Origin of the sequence: Cohnella lupini (assembly GCF_003386205.1) — a bacterium.
Lineage (GTDB): Bacteria > Bacillota > Bacilli > Paenibacillales > Paenibacillaceae > Cohnella > Cohnella lupini.
Window position 1 is genome coordinate 52,012 of the sequence record NZ_QRDY01000009.1, and the last position, 19,983, is coordinate 71,994.

Below are 19,983 nucleotides of genomic sequence, written 5' to 3' on the forward strand. Positions count from 1 at the left end.
ATTCTATTCATCCTTAAAGGATTAAAGGTTAATTGCGCAGAAATTAATACAGAAGAATCGGGAGGACTTTGTCTAGAGGGCCACCCTTTACCCCTCTTGCGCTAACAAATGGATGATTCTCTTGCAATCGAAAACCCTATACTGTTAGAGATTCCGATCAAGCAACCACGCCGACGAAGCTGCACTGCTCGGACTGGAACCGCGGAACAACATGAGGGGGTGAACCGAACCTTTACGATAAGGTTCTATTTAGCATTTATGTATCTTCTTATATTTTGGAGAAAATATATTAAATTGGGGGAACGATATCCTCACGAGTTAGATTATATTCGTAAATACGATTATTTACAACATTAAAAAACGTTAATACGATTGACAATTTCCATTTTGCATCCTTGTTCAATCTTAATGACTTGCCGAAGACGGCCAATAATCGGAGGTAGCCATTCATGGATCCAATTAAAGATAGACTTAGGCATTTACGACGGGAAAACGGGCTCACGATGGCCGAATTCGCGAGTAAAATCTCCGTTTCGCCGGGTAACGTTGGCGATTGGGAGAGCGAGCAAAGACCTTCCATTCCCGGCGCCAAAGCGCTGATCGCAATCGCTCAAAAGTTTAACGTCTCGTTGGATTGGCTTCTGCTTGGCCAACCCGAGACCGGAATTGCTCATCATCTCAACCCGAATCCGCAGGTGAAAGAGACCCCCTCCCCATGGGAAAAAAATTCCCCCGGTCTGGAATCCGCTCAGGACCCGCAAATTATAGAGTCGCTCATGTCGGCGGCCTCCCAGTTGTGCAGATCGGACAAGTTATTGCTGGTCGAGCTGGCTGGAAGACTTCAATTCTTGTCCGTCGCTTCCTTGAAATAGGAACAAGAAATAACAGAGTAGGCCCATGCGATTGCGCATGGGCCTACTCTGTTATTAAAGGTTAGCTTATCTATTCGGATTGCCGCTCTTATCCCCTCCTTGACTCTAGTTTCTGTAGGGGTCCGGCGGGACAACCTTGATGATCGGAATGTACGGGTCCGGCGGGACGATGGTCATGTATGGATCCGGTGGAACCACGGTAATGTACGGGTCCGGGGGAACGATGGTGATGTATGGGTCCGGAGGGACCACTGTGATAATTGGGAGGCGATTATCCGCCCGTAAGATTACGTCGGATGCGGAGGACGTCCCCGCTAGCGATGCGACAATGCCGAAAGTCAACACGAATGCGAAAGCCGTTCTAGTCTTCATGAATCTTTTCAACTCCTTCTTCTGATTACTTGAAGTATATCGAAGAAAGGACTCGCGATCTGTGAACGGGTTCACAATTTGCGATATTTAGGAAACCGGAGGGTAAAAATAGTGCCTTCGCCCGGATGGCTTACCGCCTTGATGCTCCCGCCATGCTTCCGCATGATCATCCGGCAATAAGACAAGCCAAGCCCGAAATTCTCCTCTCGTTGCTTCGTCGAGTAGAAGGGATCGAATATCCGCGTCGCGGCTTCCTTGCTCATCCCCTTGCCGTTATCGGCAAAGTCGATTCGAATCCCTCCCTTGCTCTCGTGTATTCCGATCGCAAGCGAACCGCCTTCGTTCTCCGCGGCATCTACCGCATTAATGATTAGATTATTGAAAACTTCCTGCAAATGAAGCTTATCGCATGTCATATCGCCAATGACGGAATATTCAGTGGTAACCGTGAAGCTCTTGCCTTCTAGCAGGTGACGATTGGAATGCAGCGCAAGCTTCATCATATCGATCGCATTCGCCGGCTCTTCCTCAAGCTCCACGTCCTCGATTTGCTTCTGAATCCGTTTCACCATATGCATCACTTGTTGGGTTTCCGCCATTATCCGCTCGATATCGTTGTTGATTTGCTCGTTTCGTTGGGACTCCACCCATTCCTTCACTCTTCCCGTCAGCATATCGATGTTAATTATCCGATTTTTCATCGCATGATTATACATAGCCGCACCGGTCGCGATTCCTTTAATCTTCTGGTCGTGCAGCTGCTTCTCGAACTTTATTCTCACGCCCAGGATCCCGAAGCGAATAGCGGCAACGAGAAAAAAAGCGAACCCGCACCAGGCAACGATCGTAATGCTCAAGTAGCCGTCAAAATGCTGATTGACGGCTCTATTAATGCGGTCGAAGACGACGATAGCGATAATAGGCGGAACGAAGAAACACATGGCAAGAAGCCGGTATTTTCTCTTTACGCGATCCTTTTCTCCTATATAAGAATAAACAAGCAAGAAACAGCCCCCCAAGTAATAAGGAGCCGCCCAAAGGAGCATGAGTACGAAATCGAACCGTATTTCCGGTCTCAACGGACTAATGAACAGCGTGATGACCGGCGGAAGAATAAGAGCGTATGCCAGAACCTTCTGGACCCGTCGGGTCATCTTATCGGAATAAGCAATAGCGAACATAGCGAATCCGTACGGAGCGCAGGCTTGAAGAAGGAAAAAGAAGAAGCTGCGCAGGTCGGAATAAGTTACCGCATCGGATAGACTTCCCAAGCCCACGAAAACGAAAAAGAGGACCGCCCATCTATTCGACGCTTGTTTCGGGCCGTAGAGACTAAGAAATCCGGCAAGCGCCAGATCCACGACGGCTGAATATATCAATCTTTCCATTCCCCCTGCCAGCTGACTCTACATCGATTATACGCGAGGAAACGGGCTTTTACTTATCATTTTTTCCAAGCTACTACCAATTGGGCATTGACAAAAAATACCTCAGTGTATACTGTCAAACGGAGGAGTAGCGCAATTTCCGAGGAATCGGAACGCTCTCTAACGCTACTGCTTCTTAGGTTCTTGGATCAAACGGGCCTTCAGCGGAAGCAGCAAAGCAAGCACCTGCACGACATCGCTGCCGGTTACGCCCGATTCGACGAGAGAATCGGTCAGATGTCCCAATACGTCGTCAAAATGCGCGGACGTAATGTTCAGGTGCTCATGGGATTGTTTTAAGCTTTTGCCCGTATAATAGTCCGGACCGCCGGTAGCAAACGAGAGGAATACCGTTTGGTGCTCCATCAGCTTTGCGAAATCGATATTTCGGAAGTAATGCGATACTCTCGGATCGTCCTTGACCTTGGCATAGAAGAGCTCCACTGCCGACTGAATGCCGCTTCTTCCTCCCAGACGATCGTACAATAACGATATGTTCGGTTCACTTCCGTTATCCATAGCCTACCTCCTATGATTTTCCTTCTATAATCTCTTATTTCGGTTCCAAAGAGCGCATATTCAAGGGAAGGAGAATATCATGCCGCCTATTCAAGTATTCGTATGCGACGACGATCCGTTATTTCGCGAGCTGATCGTAGATTATTTGTCGCGGGAACCCGACCTTTTCGTATCCGGGGCTGCCGCCAATAAGCACCAACTACTCAAAGCCGTCGAAGAAATCGACATCGATATTCTACTTCTGGACATTAACCTGACGGGAAGCAATTATGACGGGCTGGAAGTCGCCATCGAATTGCAATCGTCGGAGCCCGACCTGAAGATCATCGTTCTTTCCTCGTTGGACGAAGAGGTTGTCATGACCCATGCCATCACGTACGGACGAGTCAGCAATTATATTACGAAAGAGCATTACCGGGACATCCCGGATTCGATTCGCGGCATAGCGGCGGGCAAGGGAAATCTACACCACTCCTCCGCCGGCAAATTCATGAGACGGGTATCCTCTTCTTATGAGGAGGAGCTTAAAAGAAAATTAACCTCGCTCCAAAAGGAGATCTTACGTTATCTTCAACAAGGTAAAAGCACCGCCGAAATTGCGGAGCTATTATTCTACAACGAACAGTCCGTTAATAACGAGCTATGCAAGATCACCAAGCTGATCAAAGGAAAGTTTCCTTACCTAGAGTGGCTTCGCCTCAAAAAGCACAACCGTCAACAGCTCTTGGAAATGACGACTCAGCTTAGGTTATTGGATTGAAACATAACCCGAACGATTATGCTACGTCCGGGTTAGCCATGCCATGAAAGAGTCAAGGGATATAATAAGTGGGCGGATTGTGATAGGTTGGTGGATTGTGAAAATCTATCGGTTCCCGAAACATCGGCGGATTATGAAGATCGATCTCGTTAATGTAGGTTGGCGGATTATGTTCAATAATAACGGGGACTTGAATGATCGCGTCGGTTCGCTGAGTCTCGGACAAGAGTCCGTTTCGCGAAGGAGTCTCGGCACTCGCCGCCAACGGTAAAGCCAAGAAAGCCGATGCTGCAACGCCCAGTAAACCTAATTTGATTTTGTTTTTCATACATAAACGCCTCCTCAATTTCCCTCTAGGGGTTCCTTGCAAATTCATCATACTCCCATTCCAAGGACGAAAATATACTCGTAAATCAGAGTATACCTACACGATCCGCTTCACCTAATATCCGCTTACCTTATCCGACAAAAGAAGCTTATTCTTCACGGTAATCCGCTTCTTGTTAATTCCGATGATGTGATCTACCTGCAATTCCGATAATACTTTGGACACCATTTCGCGGGTGCAACCGACCATATCGGCGATTTGCTGGTGCGTTAGCCGCAAGTTGATCATGATCATATGATTCAACTTAACGCCATGTTCCTCGACTAAACGGAGAAGCTGTTTATAAATTCGCTCCCGGACGTTCAGAAACGCGACATCATGTATTCGATCGTTGGCTTTCCGTAATCTATGAATAAGAATCGTAAGCAGCTTATTCGTAACGCCGGGACTCGTCTCGAGCAAGCTTTGCAAATGACGTCTCTCGATCGATGCAAGCACGGCTTTGTCTACGACCTTCGCGTTGGCGGAACGAAACTCCCCTTCATCGAACAGCGACATTTCACCGAAAATATCCCCTTTCTGCAGGGTAGATATGACGAATTTCTTACCGTACTCGAATCGATTGATTTCTACCGTTCCGGATACGACGATGAACAATTCATGTCCGCTGTCGCCTTCCATAAAAATAAACGAATTCCGGTCATACTTCTTTTCCATTAAAAATCGAGATGCGCGCTCCATGTCGGGCAGCGTAAAATCATCGAAAAACGATAGCGATTTCAACACCTTCACATCCATACGATCACCTTCTTCTTTTCATTACTTTCTTACATTATCGAAGCTTTCGGCCGCAAAAAAAATACTCAATAAATTGAGTATTTAGATTACCGTCGAAAATAAGAATATACCGGACGTTGTTTTATCGGCACTCATAAAGAAGAGGCGTACAGGCTCTAAAGCCCGTACACCTCTTCTTTATCATAAAACTGTTGTTTAACGGATTCTAATAGTAAAGGTTTTCGTGTTCGTTGCGCCTTGATCGTCCGTAACCGTCAGCTCGACAGTATAGCTCCCTTTTTTCTTATAAGAGTGTACGGCCGTTTCGCCGCTGCCTGTTGAACTGTCCCCGAATTCCCATTGATAGGAGACAATGCTGCCGTCCGCATCATAGGAGGCAGTGCCATCAAACGTTACGTCGCGCTTGCGTTGAGCTTCATTGGGTCCTTGAATGACCGCTACAGGCGCAATGTTCGGAGGTGCCGGTTCTTCTCCGTCCTCCGTTACATACAGTCTGCCAAGAGCCGTCGCTTCAACTTCGTTGCCTGCGGCATCCCATACTCTAACGACGATGACTCCGCCTTCAAGACGCAGCGACTCCGGAGTTATATAGGCTCCTTCATAATGACCGGGTGTCGTTTCCGTCATCGTGGTTTCGTTGAAGCTGGACAAAGCATTTCCTGGCAATTCAATACGGAAGGAAGCGGAAAGTCCGGGATCGCTGTCGAAGGATACATAGACCGCTTCCCCTACTGAAACATGCATATCCGTGAGCGGATTCAAGTTCGTGATCACCGGTGCATTCCAGTCTGCGATCACCGTACGGGAAATCGTCGTTTCATTGCCTGCCAAATCCGTGGCGGTTACGACAATGACATTCTCGCCCGGATTAATCAAGATCCGGTGAACAAAGCTGCCGTCTTCGGCAACCTCGGCAGCCTCACCGTTAACGGTAAGTTCGTCGAGGAATTCATCCGTTACCGTACCGCTAACGGCATACGCCTCCGCATTCGTTTTCTCTCCTTCCTCAGGAGAATTTACTGCCAGTTCAGGTGCTGATTGATCCAGTGTTACGGTCACTGGTGCAGAGCGATCGGTTACCTCTTCATCGACCACTACCTCAGCGGTCAGAGCATTCTCACCGATATTTAAGTCAATCGTCGTTTCAAACCGATTGTCTTCTATTACTGCTGTCCCCGCCTCTTCTTCCCCGTTATAAATGACAACGGTAGATCCATTGGCAGAAGAAGTGCCGGTAATGCTAATGCTTTCTTCATTTGTATACGTATCCTCAGCCGGTGATGTGAAAACCGGAGCGAAGACCGGATACTGTACAGCCGCGCGGATCATATAATTTCCTTCATCTACAGGGGATAGCGACCATGCCCCGCTGACCCATTGCCAGCTTCTCCCCGAGACGGTACTGCTCTCGTCCGTACCCAGTCCTGGCGCATTCGGATCCGCCCGCGTTTGGATGTAGACGATGTAGAAATCTCCTTCAACGGATACCGGTTCGGCAAACTCGACCGCCGTCCACTCGTCATTGCGAAGAGCTGTACCCTCAAACGGTCCAGCGAGCTGACGTCCAGGGGTTCCATCCGGTCCCGAAGCATCATAGACGGCATACTTGAATTCCGTCCCTCCCGGTGTAGGCCATTCCGTATTCCAGAAACGGAAGGAAGCTCCGGTCACTTGAGCCATTTCGGATTCCGGCGTCATCCGAACCGCCCATCCATTTCCCGCAGCATAGAACGCATGTGCATTTTCCGCCGTGCCATCGTCGTAGGCAATTTCGCCTGCATGGCCGATAAACGGCTTCAGATCAACATTTTGCGTTACGGTGCCGTTTGCAGGAACATCGACCGTTATCGATTTACTGTAGTAATCCAATGCGGAGATGGATAGGGTATATTCTCCTTCGTATACGGTAAGCGCGAATGTTCCGTCTTCCCCGCTACGAACCGGAGCTACCTGCGCATCCTCCATCACCATGATAACCGCGTCGGCAATCGGTTCTCCAGTACGTTCATTCCTAACCATACCCGTAATTGTGCCCTGAGGGATAGCAGCCAATTGGAAGTTAACCGAACGCGTCCCCCCATCGGCAATCGTTACCGGAACCGTTTGCGGATAGTATCCATAGGATTCTACCTTCAGATTGTAATCGCCCGCTACATGATTAAAGCCGTATCGGCCCGTGTATGGATCCGTACGTACGGAACGTCCGGTTTCAACCACGGTCACCGTCGCCGGAACGGGAAGACTGAACAGACCGACCTCATCTTCTTTGGATGCCGAATCGCCTTGTGCGTCAATGCTTTTATTTGCAGCAACGACACTTAATGCTGGAGAAGAACCGTCTCTCAGTACCGGAGCTTTCTCTACAACCTTATCTTTGACCGTTTCGGAGTTTGTATCGCTTGCTGTAGATTCAGGAGCTTCGACCGCAAGTACCCGGAAATCATCCACATACCATCCTGCATTTATCACACTGCCGTCTGTCGTGAATCTGAACCGTACCTGAACCTCGCCTCCAACGTAGTCATCTAAATCAATGAATACAGGGGACCATTGCTTTCCTTCAGTCGCATCGGAGAAATAAGCGATCTCCGTCCAAGTGGAGCCACCGTCAGCCGTTATTTCTACGTATGCATCATCATAGTTTCTCTCGATTTCATACCAGTGGTTAAAGGTTAGAGCTGCATTGCCGTTCGCAGTCAAATCAATGACGGGCGATACCAAGGAGAAGTCGGCGCCATTCTCGTAAGTATTGTCGAGATCCGTTCCCCATACATTAGGCGGACTCACAGCGGCAGCCGGCCCAGGTGCGGACGGGACTCCTCGTTCCCATTCATCAATCGTACCCGAATGCGTCCAGCCGTTATCGTCCGCACCGTCAAACGAATCACTGAAGATCGTTTCAGGCACTTGAACATCTACGGAAATTTCGTTGGAAGCCGCGCTTTCGTTACCGCTGTAATCTTGTGCTTTGACTACATAATAATAAGTTGCGTCTCCTTCAATCGCGATGCTGTCAACATAGTTCATGTCAGCAGTCGTTCCGATAAGTTCATAATCTGAACCTGAAACATTAGAACGGTAAACATTGTACTCTTTCAAATCTTCCTCTGCAGGAGCCGTCCAGGTCAGGGTTACATCACCGAGAATAGAAGATGTTCCCGTCAATTCTGTTGGGAAAGCAGGAGCCTCTTCATCTGGCAGCTGCAAGGAGAAATCGTCAATATACCACCCTTCGCCTTCTATCGAACCATTGGAAGTCAGCAAGAAAGCGATATATACTTTTTGACCCGCATATTCCGTCAAATCGATATATTGGTTTACCCATGCCTCGCTGCTGCCGGTAAAAGTAAGCAGCTGTTCGAACTCATAGTCGCTGTCTTCCGTTGCGATATAAACACTACCAAAATCACCGTTATCTTCAAGGTCGTACCATTGTCTAAAGGATAACAGTCCACCCTCCGGCACATCTACCAGGTTGATTGGCGGCGCCATTAACGCCGTGCTGGAACCCGGTGCATAAGTGCCCGTTAAATTCGTTGCCATTACGCTTTCTCCGGAATATGCGCTTCCAGGACCGCTTTCGGGAGCTCCCCATACCCATGGGTTTTCAAAGTCCGGTAAAAATCCACCATCACTGCTTTCGAAATCTTGGAAATAACCAGGTTCGATCCCTTCCAGTACGGGTACGGAATATATCTTCGTATCATAACCGTTATTGCCGTAATCGTTGACACGAATGTAATATTCAAGTCCCGGTTCTTTAACGAGCGAACCAAGAATAACCGCACGGTAATTACCGTTTAACCTATCTCCGGAAGTGAGCTCCGCTGGTATGTAACCATAGAGACTCGTTCCTTTAACTCTTGCAAATACGCTGACATCCGTTACTCCAACATTATCGCTCGCACCAATTGTAATCGCGGTATCCAGTCCCGCATATACGCTTTCGACTGCCGTGTGCTCGAGCTCCGGTGCTGTCAGATCATCTCCATTAATGGTTACGCGGCCCGATACGGATCCAACGCCTTGAAGGACTGAACCAACCGCGTCAAGCGCATTTACGATACCATGACCATAACCGTTGTTAGGCGCATCCGGAAATTGGCTATCGGTTCTTACCGTCGCCGTTTCCGTTAAAATATTTTCCAGATCGTCGACAGTGAGCGAATTGTTGGCTTGCAGCAAGAGCGCTGCTATCGCTGTTGTATGAGGGCCAGCCATTGACGTTCCGTTCCAGCCGCCTTCATAACCGCCGCCGGGAACAGATGAACGGATGTTTGCGCCTGGCGCAGAAACCTCAGGTTTGATCTCGCCATAAGGAGAAGGTCCTTGAAGTGAAAAATCTGCCAGGTTGCCGTTAATGTCCGTAGCCCCTGTAGCGAAAGATTCCGGATAGTTCGCCGGGTTTGCTACAGATCCAGGTCCGCCGGGATTCGATATTGAAGTGTTACCTGCTGAAAATTCAGGGAAAATCTGAGCATCCCGCCAGGCTTGTACGATCGGACGGAACCACTCGTCGATGCCCGGACCTCCGCCCCAGGAGTTGTTTACAACATCCGGCGCAAGCTCAGGGTGAAGATTTCCTTCTTCATCCACAGGAGCAAGCAGCCACTGCGCACCGTCGAGGATGATGGCGTCCGTTGTAGATGGATTAAAAATCCGAACAGCCATCCATTTCGCGCCAGGAGCAACGCCAATCATATTGGTGCCATCCTCTTCGGCACCGACCATCGTACCCATCGTATGCGTACCGTGACCTTGAGCATCCGTCGGCATCGAAGAGCCGCCGTACGGATCGTACCAGCTGAGCTCTGGGTCCACGACATTGCCATTCGCATCCAAACCGCGCCACTTGCTTGCCAATGCAGGATGCGTATATTCAACGCCAGTATCCAAGTTAGCAACAACAATACCGGAACCATCGATTCCCTGTTCCCATATTTGAGGTGCATTGACTTGGGCAATGTTCCACTCGATGTTCTCAGGGTCAAAATCTGAAGTTTTTGCCTTGGAGCCTTTAACGGCAGTAGAAGACTCGCCAGCTATAACGCTTGACTTCGGCGTGGAAACCTTCTTGTCCACGGTAACTTCCTGGAGAAAGCGTTCTTCGTTCGGAAGAATTTTATCAACTCCGGGCTGAAGAGCGAGTTCTTCCATTACTTTCTTCGTACTGGTAACAGCCAAGGAGTTGACGATAAAGAAGCTCTTGTATTCCTTAACTCCTCCTGAAACTTGCTGCGCATCCAAATAATTTTGAATCGGGATTTGAGTACGAGTCGCAGCCTCTCGAAGCGTATTTACGACTGATGTCCTTGCCGACTTCTTCGCGGCCGCAGGCGTTGCCTTTTGAGCCGTTGCGAGTTCGAATGCCTTCCGAGCCGCAAGTCCGGTATCTGCTTGCTCGCTTAATTTGACGAGATAAGTCACGTACTTGTCTTTTTCAAAAAGTTTGTTTAGCTTGGTATCCACTTTCGCCGTAATCAAATTCGGGGAAGTGGATCTCAAATCGACTTTGTCTGATACCGCCGTTGCAGGAGCAGCGCCAACCGGAATAACGATAGACACTGCAAGGAGGAAAGCCATCCCTAGTGAGAAAGTTTTTTTCGTTTTTTTCGCTGTGTCCAAGTCTACTACACTCCTTTAAAATGGAATAGAAAATGATAGGATCTTATCCGAATTTTCGGAAGCCGAAATAAACCATTTATCCGACGAGTAGCACACGCCCAATCTGGCTTGTCTTTTTTTGATTCCCACCTCCTTTAAGGCGAAATATGCGATTGTAGTGAGGTTTTTAAATACAAAATGCGAGTCCAAATTAGAGATAATGTCATCTTAGATGGGGGCTTGTGATGAGTATAAGGTAAAAAAAGGGACTTATACACTTTTGTGTAAGCGTTTCTGACAAGCAAATTATTGATTTAATATCCAAATTTTAGAACTTATAGCTATTAATCTAAGAAAGATAGACAATCCGCTTGCGAAGAGATTCGCCCATTGCCGGGCGCGTAAATAGAAAAGCGCATGCCGATGTCGGCATGCGCTTTTAAGGCTGTTAAAGTATTAAGTTAACTTTTTTTGAATGAAGTACCGCTGCTGCGACATCGACTTGCCGTTCCTATGCTTATTTCACGACATGCTCCGAACTATCCACCGTAAACCCTACCCGCTCCGACACTTCGATCGACAACCGTTCGTCTTGCGCGTCGTATGACAATACAGGGCAACTCAGATCGCTTAGCCACCATTTCTTATGATGCTCCCGCTCCGCGTCGTCCTCGTAATAGAAAAAATGAATTTCCTGTACCAAATTTTCGATCGACGCGGCCAATTCCGCGTTCACGCCTTCGATCCGCACCATCCATCCGCGATCGGACGGCTCCAACGCGAATTTGCACCCTAGCTTCGAGGTATCCAGCAACGCTCTGCCGACCCCGCTTTTGATTACCAGCTTCGTATTGATCGCCATGATTCAATCTCCTCCCGCTCCGGTATATCGTTCCGTATTGCCGTATTTTCCATTACCTCGATCATAACATAAAAGACGTAGTCTCTCGAACGAACGAGTCGTCGATTCGCTCGCGTTACAATTCATGACATAATTTTAATGAATTTTACGAATCTATCAATTCGTATTGGATTACACCCAATATTATGTTAGTTTATATTACATATAGAGATTGTAAAGGAGAGATCGATATGATACGTATACGGCGTTATTCAACTGCGGATCACGATCACGTATGGAGAATCCATTTGCTCGTTATTTCCGAGGCAGGGGTTGAGCCTACGCACAAGCATTACCACGATATTTTCCACATTGACGAGCAATATATTCAAGACGGCGGGGAATTCCTGGTCGGCACCAACTACAAAGGAAATATTCTGGCCATGGGCGGGCTCAAGAAATTGGATGATCAGACCGCGGAAATCAAACGGCTGCGCGTTCATCCCGATCATCAGCAAAGCGGATACGGCCAACTGCTGCTCAGCAAACTCGAACATCGCGCAAGAGAGCTCGGATACAAGCAAATTTACATGGATGCGCTCTATAACCAATATGGCGCCCATAAGCTATTCCGGAAAAACGACTACATCGAGAAAGGCCCGACGATCGTCGACGGCTTTAACGTAATCGTGTTCGAGAAATCGCTGGTGTAACCGATCGCTCGGAGAGCAAGCCAATCCTGCCGCTAACCTCCGAGCGCCGATATTCAATTAGGCATCAACCCTAGGTCGTCCAGCATTACCCGGCCCGGTCCTTCGATGAAATGAAACGTGATCCGGGACCATTCGGACGGATCGAATTCGGGGTTCTCCTCCGCGAAATCCTTCAACGGAAGCTCATACGTCTGATAGACGGGTTCCTCCGCATCCTCGAACTTCCCTTTGGATAACACCGATTCCATACCCGGGAGCCAGGTAAATCGAGTTTCGACCTGCGGCTCCGTCGCCATGAAACGACTTAACGGCATCCTTGACGTTCTTCCCGAACGGTCCTCCAGTTCAACATCGATCCGCATATCGGAGTCGGCCATCCGCTCCCATGCCTCGAGCTCGCCGGCTTCCTCGAATTCCTCGTCGTCTTCCATGTCTCTGACCATGTTGGCTAGGGAGAACATCAGAATATCGTCTTGCCGAATGTCGCTTACGGCTTCGGGAGTCAGATTTATTGTATAAGAACCCCGGTCTTTCCATTCCAACTCTACGCCTTGATCTCCCTTGCCGTTTCCTTGCCGGTTCAAAGCGTCTTTATGCTGCCATCCCGTCATTTCCGAGGCTTCCGCAGTGACCCCGGAAGTCGGTACCGTGCGATTCGCGCCCGCGAAATCGGCGATTTGCCGGAAACCGCCGCCTTCATACTGATTGAAGTACCGGGTAGCGGGGAGAAATCCTAATCCTAACCGATAATCGCGGAAAAACCGGTCGTATTCTTCCTTGTCGTGCATCACCGTTTCCAGAAAAGCCGACACGTACGCTTTCGCCACTTGTCTCTGTTGCTCCGGCTTGAGCAAATGCTCCGGACGAATGAACAAACCGGTCGGCAAGGCATTATCAGAACTGCCCCACTCCGTATTAAATTGACTGTGATTGGCATCCTCTATATAGAGCGAGGATTTGAAGGCCTCCGAATTCGGCGAGAACGAGACTCGCCCGTATTGCCTGTCGCCGTAGAAATTGACCAAGTCCGCGTCCTTCGCTCCTTGCAGCGTCAAATAGGACACGTCACGAAGCTTGGTGGATTTACCGTCTACGACCGTATCGGTCGGCGCAAGCGCAATGACCGCTTTTATCGCGTAGCTTGAAGCTTCGGGCAACGCGGAATCCTCGGGAAACCAGAGGCTTCTATCCGCGGCCATCGCCGCCGCTTGTCCTCCGCGGGAATGCCCCAGCAATGCGACCTTGTCGAAGTCGACCCGTTCGTAAAATGCCGAACCGGGCAGTTGATTGAAAGATTGAATCTGCTGGACATGCTTCAATAACAGCCATGCGCGCAGCTCCATATCCCGTTTGGGAATGCCGGACCATACGGAATAGTTCAGGAAATTCTCGTCGACCGACACCGCGATCATGCCTCTGCTCGCCAACAGCTCGCCCAAATATCCATAGCCCTCATCCGAAAACTTCTCCATCAGGTGGTTGCCGTGCACCATGAGCACGAGAGGGAAGGGTCCCGCGCCATCCGGCATCCATACCCTGCCGTTCAGCGGAAGGCGCTTCTCATCGAAGTCCCAGAATCGTTCCCGCAGCCAAGACCAGTTCTGCAGATAAGCGGTCGCATCGACGGGCGATGAGAGCTCGCCCGTTTGCGCTCCGAATTCGGAGCGATGCTTGTCCTCCCCGCTGCCATAGGTGAATGTCGTATACCCGTAAGCCCCGGGGACGGCCGGATCGGCCAGCTTTGAAGCCAGCGAGCTAACTTCCCCTTTATCGGAGACATCCGCGTCCGCATCGTACACGCTGCCGGACAAGGAAGGAAGCAGCCGCGGAAATCCGGCGGCTGCATAGATAACGATTAATGCAATCGCGAAAACCGCTAGGAGCGATAGCTTCCTCCGATTTCCGCGCAGACGCGCCAGCAAGCCGACAAGCATACCTAGTCCCACGGCAAACAAAGCGAAGATCGCAGAAAACACGATCGCGCCTTTCCATCCAAACTCGGAGAAGTACAAAATAAAATAGACGACGACGCCCATATAGACGAAGCCCCCCGTCGTAAACCGGGGAATTCTCGCTCCGCTGATCGCGAGCGCCGCCGCCAGCACGGCAGAGGATAAAGCCATCGCGATCGTGTTAAGCGCGACGCCCGTCACGACGTCGAATAGAGTGCCGAAGCCCGTGGGCATCCCTAACGCCGCAACGCCGACCGCCGCGCAAGTCAGCAGCCACATGGTTAACGTGACGGTTCTCCATAACGTCGTATCCAGACCATAAGTATCGGATAACCGGCGTCTCAGCCATGATCCGATTCTCTTCCCCTTGCTCAATTCGATATATTCGAGATTCATGAATTTCGCCTCGGTAGTTTCTGACTTTCTCTCTACCTTGATTATAAACCCAATCGAGGCCGTCTACGTACTCCAAAGTCTAGCAAATCATTTAATCAATAGATGCCTGTATTGTTTCCGCATCTCGTACAGCTCGTTAAGCCGCGCGACGGAGTCCGGCTCGTTCTTCGTCGTAAGGGCGACGAACAAGGCGTCGACCAAGGCCGCAGGCGCGACGATCGAATGAAATTGCTTCGTTTCTCCCCTGCAGGCATAGAGCACGCAGCTTGAAGCGTCTATCATCTCCGAAACGGTGAGGTCCGTGAACAGAATAATCGGGCAGCCTCGCTCCTTGGCAAACTGTTGAATGACCTCGATCTCCGGCGACGACCGAAAAAATCCGAATACAACAAATAGTTCCCCCGTACGAACGTTAACCAGATTCTCGAACAGCTCCGAGCCGCTTCTAGGCAATACGACAGCTTGCTTTCCGTATCGGTTTAGCCTAAACCTCAATAGCTCGGACAAGCTGGCCGACGGCCCCGCTCCATGGATATGAACGCGAGGCGCTCCTTCGATGAGTCGAACCGCTTTGTCGAAATGGTTGCGGTCCAGTCGCTGGAAGGTTTGCTGCATGTAATCGATCTCCCGGGACAGCATCATTCCCGCGATATCCTGTACTCCGACCTCCGTTATAATGTTTTTCATTTTATCCGCCGGAGTAACCTCCAGATTTCCCGCCAGCTCTATCTTGTAGCTCTTGAAATTTTTATAGCCGATTTTCCTCCAGAACCGCGATACCGTGGCCACGCTCACCTGCAGAAGCTCCCCGATCTCGCTCTCCGTCAGAAATACGAGCTTATCCTCGTTCTTGACGATGAAATCCGCGATGATCCGATCGCTCGGAGTGAAGTTGTTTTTCCGATTCAGCCATTCTCTCATCCTAGTCTCTCCGTTTCCCCGCCAGCATTTTACCAATCATAACACCGCTGGTTTTCGTCGCACAAGTTACTATGTAAGTTTAATTACATAAACTAATTTTATGTAATATTTTTTACAAATCTATATTTTGCTCTAATCCTCCCCTAACAATCGACCTTTATAACTAAGATCAGGAGTGCCAAAAACAAAGGAGGCAATCGTCTTGAAGCAAACCCACAATATTATGGTGTTCGTTCTGTCTATGGCGGTATTCGGTTTATCGGATTTGGTTACGGAGCTCATCCCCGATGTATCCATCGGACCCGTGGAGATCGGAATTCCTTATTTCGGTTTCGTCGGCCTCATTCTGGTCATGCTGTTCAACCCCCTTTACGCCGCGCTCGGAGCATCGTTCGGAGAATTGGTATTCGGAGACTTGCTGATGGGCGACTTCGGCGGAATCGGGGAGATCGACGGCTTCCTTGTCTTGTTCATCGGATTATGGATTGCGGGTCTTCTCGTGAAAAATCCTTCTAATCGCAAAATGATCGCGATCGCCGGGATGATCGGCATCGGTCTTGACCAATTCATGAGCGGCGCGCTGGACGTCATGAAGGTGGGCTTCGGAGTTGCGGATTTGGAAGCGGTCGAAGGCTTGCCGGAAAGCATCGTCATCCTTGAATTAATCGAGAACGGCGTGGAGTGGTTGGTCGCGGGAATTCTATTCGGCATCATTCCCGCCATCTACATGGTACCTCGGATGTACGGCAAGATCGAACCCCTCATGGGCATCCGCCCTCGGGAACCGCGCGACGTTACTATCGGCGGAGCGGTAGGCAGACTGGCGTTAGTCGCGGTCATCGTTCTCGCCTTTGCGGCGGTGTTCGCTTATATGAGCGAGGTTATGGACGGCACGGGCGAATGGGCTCCCGACTTCGTGGATCAATTCGGCCAAAGCTTCATCTGGATCGGAATCGGCATTGCGGCAGTCGTCGCTCTTATCGTCATTCTGCTTTCCCGCCGGAATAAACCGACGGGCGGGACGAGCATTTCCCGTCATGTCTGACATTCGCTTGAGCCCCGGTAGCGTCAACCCGCAAGCCGCCGTCGAAATTCTTGGCGCGACCTTCCGTTATCCGGGGGCGGATCGCGCCTCCCTCGACGGGATGGATTTTCGAGTGGAGCGGGGAGGATTCACCGCCGTGATCGGAAGTAACGGTAGCGGCAAATCCTCGCTATGCAAAGCGCTGACAGGACTCATCCCCCATTATTATTCGGGGGATTTGGAGGGCAGCGTGAAGGTGGCCGGAGTCGAGACGCAATCGTCGTCCGTCTCGCAACTGGCTTATCGCATCGGATACGTATGCCAGGATTTCGAGAATCAGCTCGTCCGCCCGACCGTCTGGGAGGAAACGATCTTCGCCCCGATGAACTTCGGCCATGCGGATTACGAGGAGAGAGCGACGCGAATATTGGAGCGGCTCGGCATCTTCCATCTGAAGGATCGGTTCATCTGGCAGCTTAGCGGCGGACAGAAGCATATTACGGCGATTGCCGCCGCTCTCTCCTTGGAACCCGACATCATTATCGTCGACGAACCGGCCGCGGAGCTCGACCCTTTTCACGCCGAGAGCATCTACGCCTTGCTGAAGCAGTTGAACGAACGCGAAGGCAAGACGATCATCGTCATCGAGCATCATACGGAATGGGTGGCCAAGTATTGCAGGGACGTCGTTCTCCTATCCGGAGGCAAGACCGTATGGCACAAGCCGGTAGCCGAAGCTTTATCTAACGTGGAGGAGTTGCAGGCGCATCAGATTTACCCTCCGCAAGTGACGCAAATCGCTCATTCCCTGGATGTCGGGAGGCTGGAAGAGCGCTATCCGATTACCTTGGAGGAAGGCATAACTTATCTTAGGAATGTTGGGGTTCGGGCTCCTACGAACAACGCCGAGATGCCCGCATCTCCCGCCTCCGAAGGCGAGGTTCTTATGCGTTACGACAACGTAGGCTACGTGTACCCCACTCTGGATAAGAAGGGCCATTGCGTATTCGACAAGCTAAGCCTTTCCATTCGTGCCGGCGACCGAGTAGCGATCGTCGGCGGCAATGGAGCAGGGAAGACGACTCTCCTGCGCATGATGACCGGACTCGTGAAACCGCAGCAAGGCGAGCTTTCCCTTGCCGGCAAGCCGCTGAGGAAGATGTCGCCGGAGCAAACGGCCGGACAGGTTTCCTATGTCTATCAGAAGCCGGAGAACATGTTCATCTGCGACAACATCCGGGACGACATCGCCTACTTCCAGAAAGCCCGGAGAACGGATATCGCGGAGAAATTGACCGAGCAATTGATGAGCCGGCTCCACTTGAACGAGTTGAAAGACAGGGACGGAAGACTGCTCAGCGGGGGACAGCAACGAAGGGCGTCTCTGGCCATCGGCCTCTCCATGCGCCCCAAGCTGCTACTCCTGGATGAACCGACCGCAAGCCTCGATGTCGTTAGCCGCAAGGAAACGATAGGCATGCTCGAGAAGATCGGCGACACGATCGAAGCCGTCGTAGTTGCTACTCACGATATGCAGCTCGTCGCGGAATGGGCGAATCGCGTCCTCGTCATGCACCACGGTAAGCTCGTCGCGGACGTGAGCCCATCGGAGCTGTTTTCGAATGAAGCCGGTTGGAGTTCGTGGGGGTTAATGGCACCGCAGGTCGTCGAGCTTTCGCTAGGTTTAGGCTGGAAACAGGCCGCCCTTAGTCCTGAACGTTTTCTCGAACAAGCCCGATCGAATCGGACGGAGATTGCCGAGGTGAACCAAGTTGTCTCTTATTGAAAGATGGATGTCCCGCTTTTCCTTAGAACAATTGAAGATGACGTTATGGCGGACCGCTTACGGGAACAAGGATACTTTCCTTAGCCGGCTCGACCCGCGCGTTCTGCTGATATGGTATGTATTCTTCACCGTAAGCCCTTGGTTTTTCTACGATCGGACGGTGCTTGTCGCTCTGTTCGCCGTCTCTCTTACGCTTGCGCTAACCTCGAGGGTCAGCGGCCTGATCCTCTTCCTCATGGGGGTCAGCACCTTCATGAACTTGGTGTATATCGGGGTATTGGCCTTGTTTCTCGGCGGTAGCGGGGATGCGTTCTTGGCGCTGATTACGTTGACGTTGAAGCTCCTCATTATGGGGCTCGCCAGCGTGGCGGTATTTACGAGCATCGATCCGGAGAAGCTGAGCGACGCGTTGCTAGCTTTAAGGCTGCCAGCGCCCTTCAGCTTCGGCATTTCCTACGGCTATCGGATGATTCCGATTCTCGTCGAGCAGTACCAGGACGTATTCGCTTCCTATCGGATGCGGGGATGTCCGCCGGCCCGCAAAGGAATCTTGTCCTGGCGTATCGGCTATTATTTCTGCAAAATTTGCGTGCTGGCCTTCTACCCTACGCTGCTCAATACCGCCAAGCGGGTTCGTACGACCGTCGAGGCGCTCGAGATGCGCGGGTTTACCTATACGTTAGTCAGCGGAGACGCCCGCAGGCTTAAGCTGTCCAGGATGTCGATTCGCCCGATCGACGGCATTTTCTGCGGTCTCTCGATTCTGTACGTCGCCGCGGCCGTGTGGGCTGGCCATCAACTCGCTTTATAAGACCAATCGGAATATCGGAAAGGAAGACGATATATGTACATCGATTTTCACACTCATACGAAACTGAGCAAGAAGAGGGATTTCTCCCTAAGCTATTTCTATCGGATGATCGGCGCTGCTCGCCGGGCCGGACTGCAAGCGACCGCTTTGACCGAGCATTTCAACACCCGCAATTTCCACGAAATCTACGATACTTTGGATCGCGAGCTGCCTTACCGGGACCATTATTACGACGTGGACGGCTTTCGGGTATTTTGCGGAATCGAGATGGATATCCGGGAGACGGGACACATCCTGTTGATCGGGGAGCGTACCGAGATTCGTTCGATTCAGCAGAAATTCGCGCACAATAAAGATAAAGGCAACTTCCCGCACGCCAAGGAACTATTCGACTTCGCGGACCAATATAACGTGATTAAGATCGGCGCGCACCCGACCCGGCGCTCTACGCCCCTTACCCACCTCGACGAATCTTTGCTGAACCGCTTAGAATTTCTCGACCTGAACGGTCGGGAAACGCGCAGCCGCGCTCAGCTCGAAGAGTTCGCGCGGAAGCTGGGCAAGCCGATCGTCGCCGGAAGCGACTCCCACCATCCGATCCAATTCGGCTCCGTGCGGAACAAGTTCCATCGGGACTGCCGGACGATCGACGATATCCGGAGCTGCATTCTAGCGGGCGATTACGCGATCGAAGTTTCCCCGATCATCGGCTTAAAGATATCCGCCGCCAAAATGATCAAGAGAACGATCAAGCTGATGGGCCGGGCCTAGACCAAATACCCGCAGCTCGATCCGGCCCGTCAGTCGGAACTCTAAGCATAAAATGTATGGCTACAGCTCGCCGCAACCAGAAAAAAGG

The 19,983-nt window shown here is 50.8% G+C and carries 16 protein-coding genes; 8 read left to right on the top strand and 8 right to left on the bottom strand.

Annotated elements, in window-relative coordinates:
• Positions 1 to 449: 449 nt before the first annotated feature.
• The gene (locus DFP95_RS16155) at positions 450 to 872 is read left to right on the top strand and encodes a helix-turn-helix domain-containing protein (RefSeq protein WP_115993683.1); all 423 of its coding nucleotides are present in this window, start codon (positions 450 to 452) and stop codon (positions 870 to 872) included.
• 253 nt (positions 873 to 1,125) lie between these two features.
• Positions 1,126 to 1,269: a hypothetical protein gene (locus DFP95_RS28920; RefSeq protein ID WP_181907460.1), complete on the top strand. Its 144-nt coding sequence runs from the start codon at positions 1,126 to 1,128 to the stop codon at positions 1,267 to 1,269.
• A 46-nt stretch (positions 1,270 to 1,315) separates the two neighbouring features.
• On the opposite strand, the gene DFP95_RS16165 is transcribed toward DFP95_RS28920, so the two are convergent.
• Both DFP95_RS16165 and DFP95_RS16170 read right to left on the bottom strand, forming a co-directional pair.
• Positions 1,316 to 2,632, bottom strand: coding sequence for a sensor histidine kinase (locus tag DFP95_RS16165; protein ID WP_115993685.1), 1,317 nt, complete (start codon positions 2,630 to 2,632; stop codon positions 1,316 to 1,318).
• Between the two features lie 165 nt (positions 2,633 to 2,797).
• Positions 2,798 to 3,190, bottom strand: a complete 393-nt coding sequence (locus DFP95_RS16170; RefSeq protein WP_115993686.1) for a group I truncated hemoglobin — start codon at positions 3,188 to 3,190, stop codon at positions 2,798 to 2,800.
• A 79-nt stretch (positions 3,191 to 3,269) separates the two neighbouring features.
• Between DFP95_RS16170 and DFP95_RS16175 the strand changes: the two genes are divergently transcribed.
• The gene (locus DFP95_RS16175) at positions 3,270 to 3,950 is read left to right on the top strand and encodes a response regulator transcription factor (protein ID WP_115993687.1); all 681 of its coding nucleotides are present in this window, start codon (positions 3,270 to 3,272) and stop codon (positions 3,948 to 3,950) included.
• A 52-nt stretch (positions 3,951 to 4,002) separates the two neighbouring features.
• Here DFP95_RS16175 and DFP95_RS16180 read toward each other — a convergent pair whose 3' ends face one another.
• The 4 genes from DFP95_RS16180 to DFP95_RS16195 all read right to left on the bottom strand — a co-directional run bounded on the left by DFP95_RS16180 (position 4,003) and on the right by DFP95_RS16195 (position 11,542).
• Complete coding sequence (locus DFP95_RS16180; RefSeq protein ID WP_115993688.1) at positions 4,003 to 4,278, bottom strand: hypothetical protein; 276 nt, start codon at positions 4,276 to 4,278, stop codon at positions 4,003 to 4,005.
• 114 nt (positions 4,279 to 4,392) lie between these two features.
• A complete protein-coding gene (locus tag DFP95_RS16185) occupies positions 4,393 to 5,076 on the bottom strand; it encodes a Crp/Fnr family transcriptional regulator (protein WP_115993689.1) in 684 nt (227 codons plus the stop codon).
• 195 nt (positions 5,077 to 5,271) lie between these two features.
• Complete coding sequence (locus tag DFP95_RS16190; protein WP_115993690.1) at positions 5,272 to 10,701, bottom strand: S8 family serine peptidase; 5,430 nt, start codon at positions 10,699 to 10,701, stop codon at positions 5,272 to 5,274.
• 496 nt (positions 10,702 to 11,197) lie between these two features.
• Entirely contained in the window at positions 11,198 to 11,542 is a 345-nt protein-coding gene (locus tag DFP95_RS16195; RefSeq protein WP_115993691.1) for a hypothetical protein, read from the bottom strand.
• 230 nt (positions 11,543 to 11,772) lie between these two features.
• Between DFP95_RS16195 and DFP95_RS16200 the strand changes: the two genes are divergently transcribed.
• The gene (locus DFP95_RS16200) at positions 11,773 to 12,234 is read left to right on the top strand and encodes a GNAT family N-acetyltransferase (protein WP_181907461.1); all 462 of its coding nucleotides are present in this window, start codon (positions 11,773 to 11,775) and stop codon (positions 12,232 to 12,234) included.
• A gap of 53 nt (positions 12,235 to 12,287) precedes the next feature.
• Here DFP95_RS16200 and DFP95_RS16205 read toward each other — a convergent pair whose 3' ends face one another.
• Positions 12,288 to 14,582, bottom strand: coding sequence for an alpha/beta hydrolase (locus DFP95_RS16205; RefSeq protein WP_115993693.1), 2,295 nt, complete (start codon positions 14,580 to 14,582; stop codon positions 12,288 to 12,290).
• A gap of 87 nt (positions 14,583 to 14,669) precedes the next feature.
• The gene (locus DFP95_RS16210) at positions 14,670 to 15,503 is read right to left on the bottom strand and encodes a MurR/RpiR family transcriptional regulator (RefSeq protein WP_115993694.1); all 834 of its coding nucleotides are present in this window, start codon (positions 15,501 to 15,503) and stop codon (positions 14,670 to 14,672) included.
• A 202-nt stretch (positions 15,504 to 15,705) separates the two neighbouring features.
• Between DFP95_RS16210 and DFP95_RS16215 the strand changes: the two genes are divergently transcribed.
• The 4 genes from DFP95_RS16215 to DFP95_RS16230 are packed head-to-tail and all read left to right on the top strand — an operon-like array spanning position 15,706 to position 19,895.
• The gene (locus DFP95_RS16215; protein ID WP_220376397.1) at positions 15,706 to 16,548 is read left to right on the top strand and encodes a DUF8171 family membrane protein; all 843 of its coding nucleotides are present in this window, start codon (positions 15,706 to 15,708) and stop codon (positions 16,546 to 16,548) included.
• Positions 16,541 to 18,313: an ABC transporter ATP-binding protein gene (locus DFP95_RS16220; protein ID WP_115993695.1), complete on the top strand. Its 1,773-nt coding sequence runs from the start codon at positions 16,541 to 16,543 to the stop codon at positions 18,311 to 18,313. The genes DFP95_RS16215 and DFP95_RS16220 overlap by 8 nt, the downstream gene beginning before the upstream one ends.
• Entirely contained in the window at positions 18,300 to 19,124 is an 825-nt protein-coding gene (locus DFP95_RS16225; RefSeq protein ID WP_245987700.1) for an energy-coupling factor transporter transmembrane component T family protein, read from the top strand. The genes DFP95_RS16220 and DFP95_RS16225 overlap by 14 nt, the downstream gene beginning before the upstream one ends.
• A gap of 33 nt (positions 19,125 to 19,157) precedes the next feature.
• A complete protein-coding gene (locus DFP95_RS16230) occupies positions 19,158 to 19,895 on the top strand; it encodes a PHP-associated domain-containing protein (protein ID WP_115993696.1) in 738 nt (245 codons plus the stop codon).
• Positions 19,896 to 19,983: the final 88 nt, after the last annotated feature.

Bases quoted from the DNA above. Each gene is read 5' to 3' on its own strand.
- DFP95_RS16165 (WP_115993685.1), bottom strand. From the start codon at position 2,632: ATGGAAAGATTGATATATTCAGCCGTCGTGGATCTGGCGCTTGCCGGA.
- DFP95_RS16195 (WP_115993691.1), bottom strand. From the start codon at position 11,542: ATGGCGATCAATACGAAGCTGGTAATCAAAAGCGGGGTCGGCAGAGCG.
- DFP95_RS16210 (WP_115993694.1), bottom strand. From the start codon at position 15,503: ATGAGAGAATGGCTGAATCGGAAAAACAACTTCACTCCGAGCGATCGG.
- DFP95_RS16170 (WP_115993686.1), bottom strand. From the start codon at position 3,190: ATGGATAACGGAAGTGAACCGAACATATCGTTATTGTACGATCGTCTG.
- DFP95_RS16175 (WP_115993687.1), top strand. From the start codon at position 3,270: ATGCCGCCTATTCAAGTATTCGTATGCGACGACGATCCGTTATTTCGC.
- DFP95_RS16230 (WP_115993696.1), top strand. From the start codon at position 19,158: ATGTACATCGATTTTCACACTCATACGAAACTGAGCAAGAAGAGGGAT.
- DFP95_RS16200 (WP_181907461.1), top strand. From the start codon at position 11,773: ATGATACGTATACGGCGTTATTCAACTGCGGATCACGATCACGTATGG.
- DFP95_RS16220 (WP_115993695.1), top strand. From the start codon at position 16,541: ATGTCTGACATTCGCTTGAGCCCCGGTAGCGTCAACCCGCAAGCCGCC.
- DFP95_RS16180 (WP_115993688.1), bottom strand. From the start codon at position 4,278: ATGAAAAACAAAATCAAATTAGGTTTACTGGGCGTTGCAGCATCGGCT.
- DFP95_RS16185 (WP_115993689.1), bottom strand. From the start codon at position 5,076: ATGGATGTGAAGGTGTTGAAATCGCTATCGTTTTTCGATGATTTTACG.
- DFP95_RS16155 (WP_115993683.1), top strand. From the start codon at position 450: ATGGATCCAATTAAAGATAGACTTAGGCATTTACGACGGGAAAACGGG.
- DFP95_RS16205 (WP_115993693.1), bottom strand. From the start codon at position 14,582: ATGAATCTCGAATATATCGAATTGAGCAAGGGGAAGAGAATCGGATCA.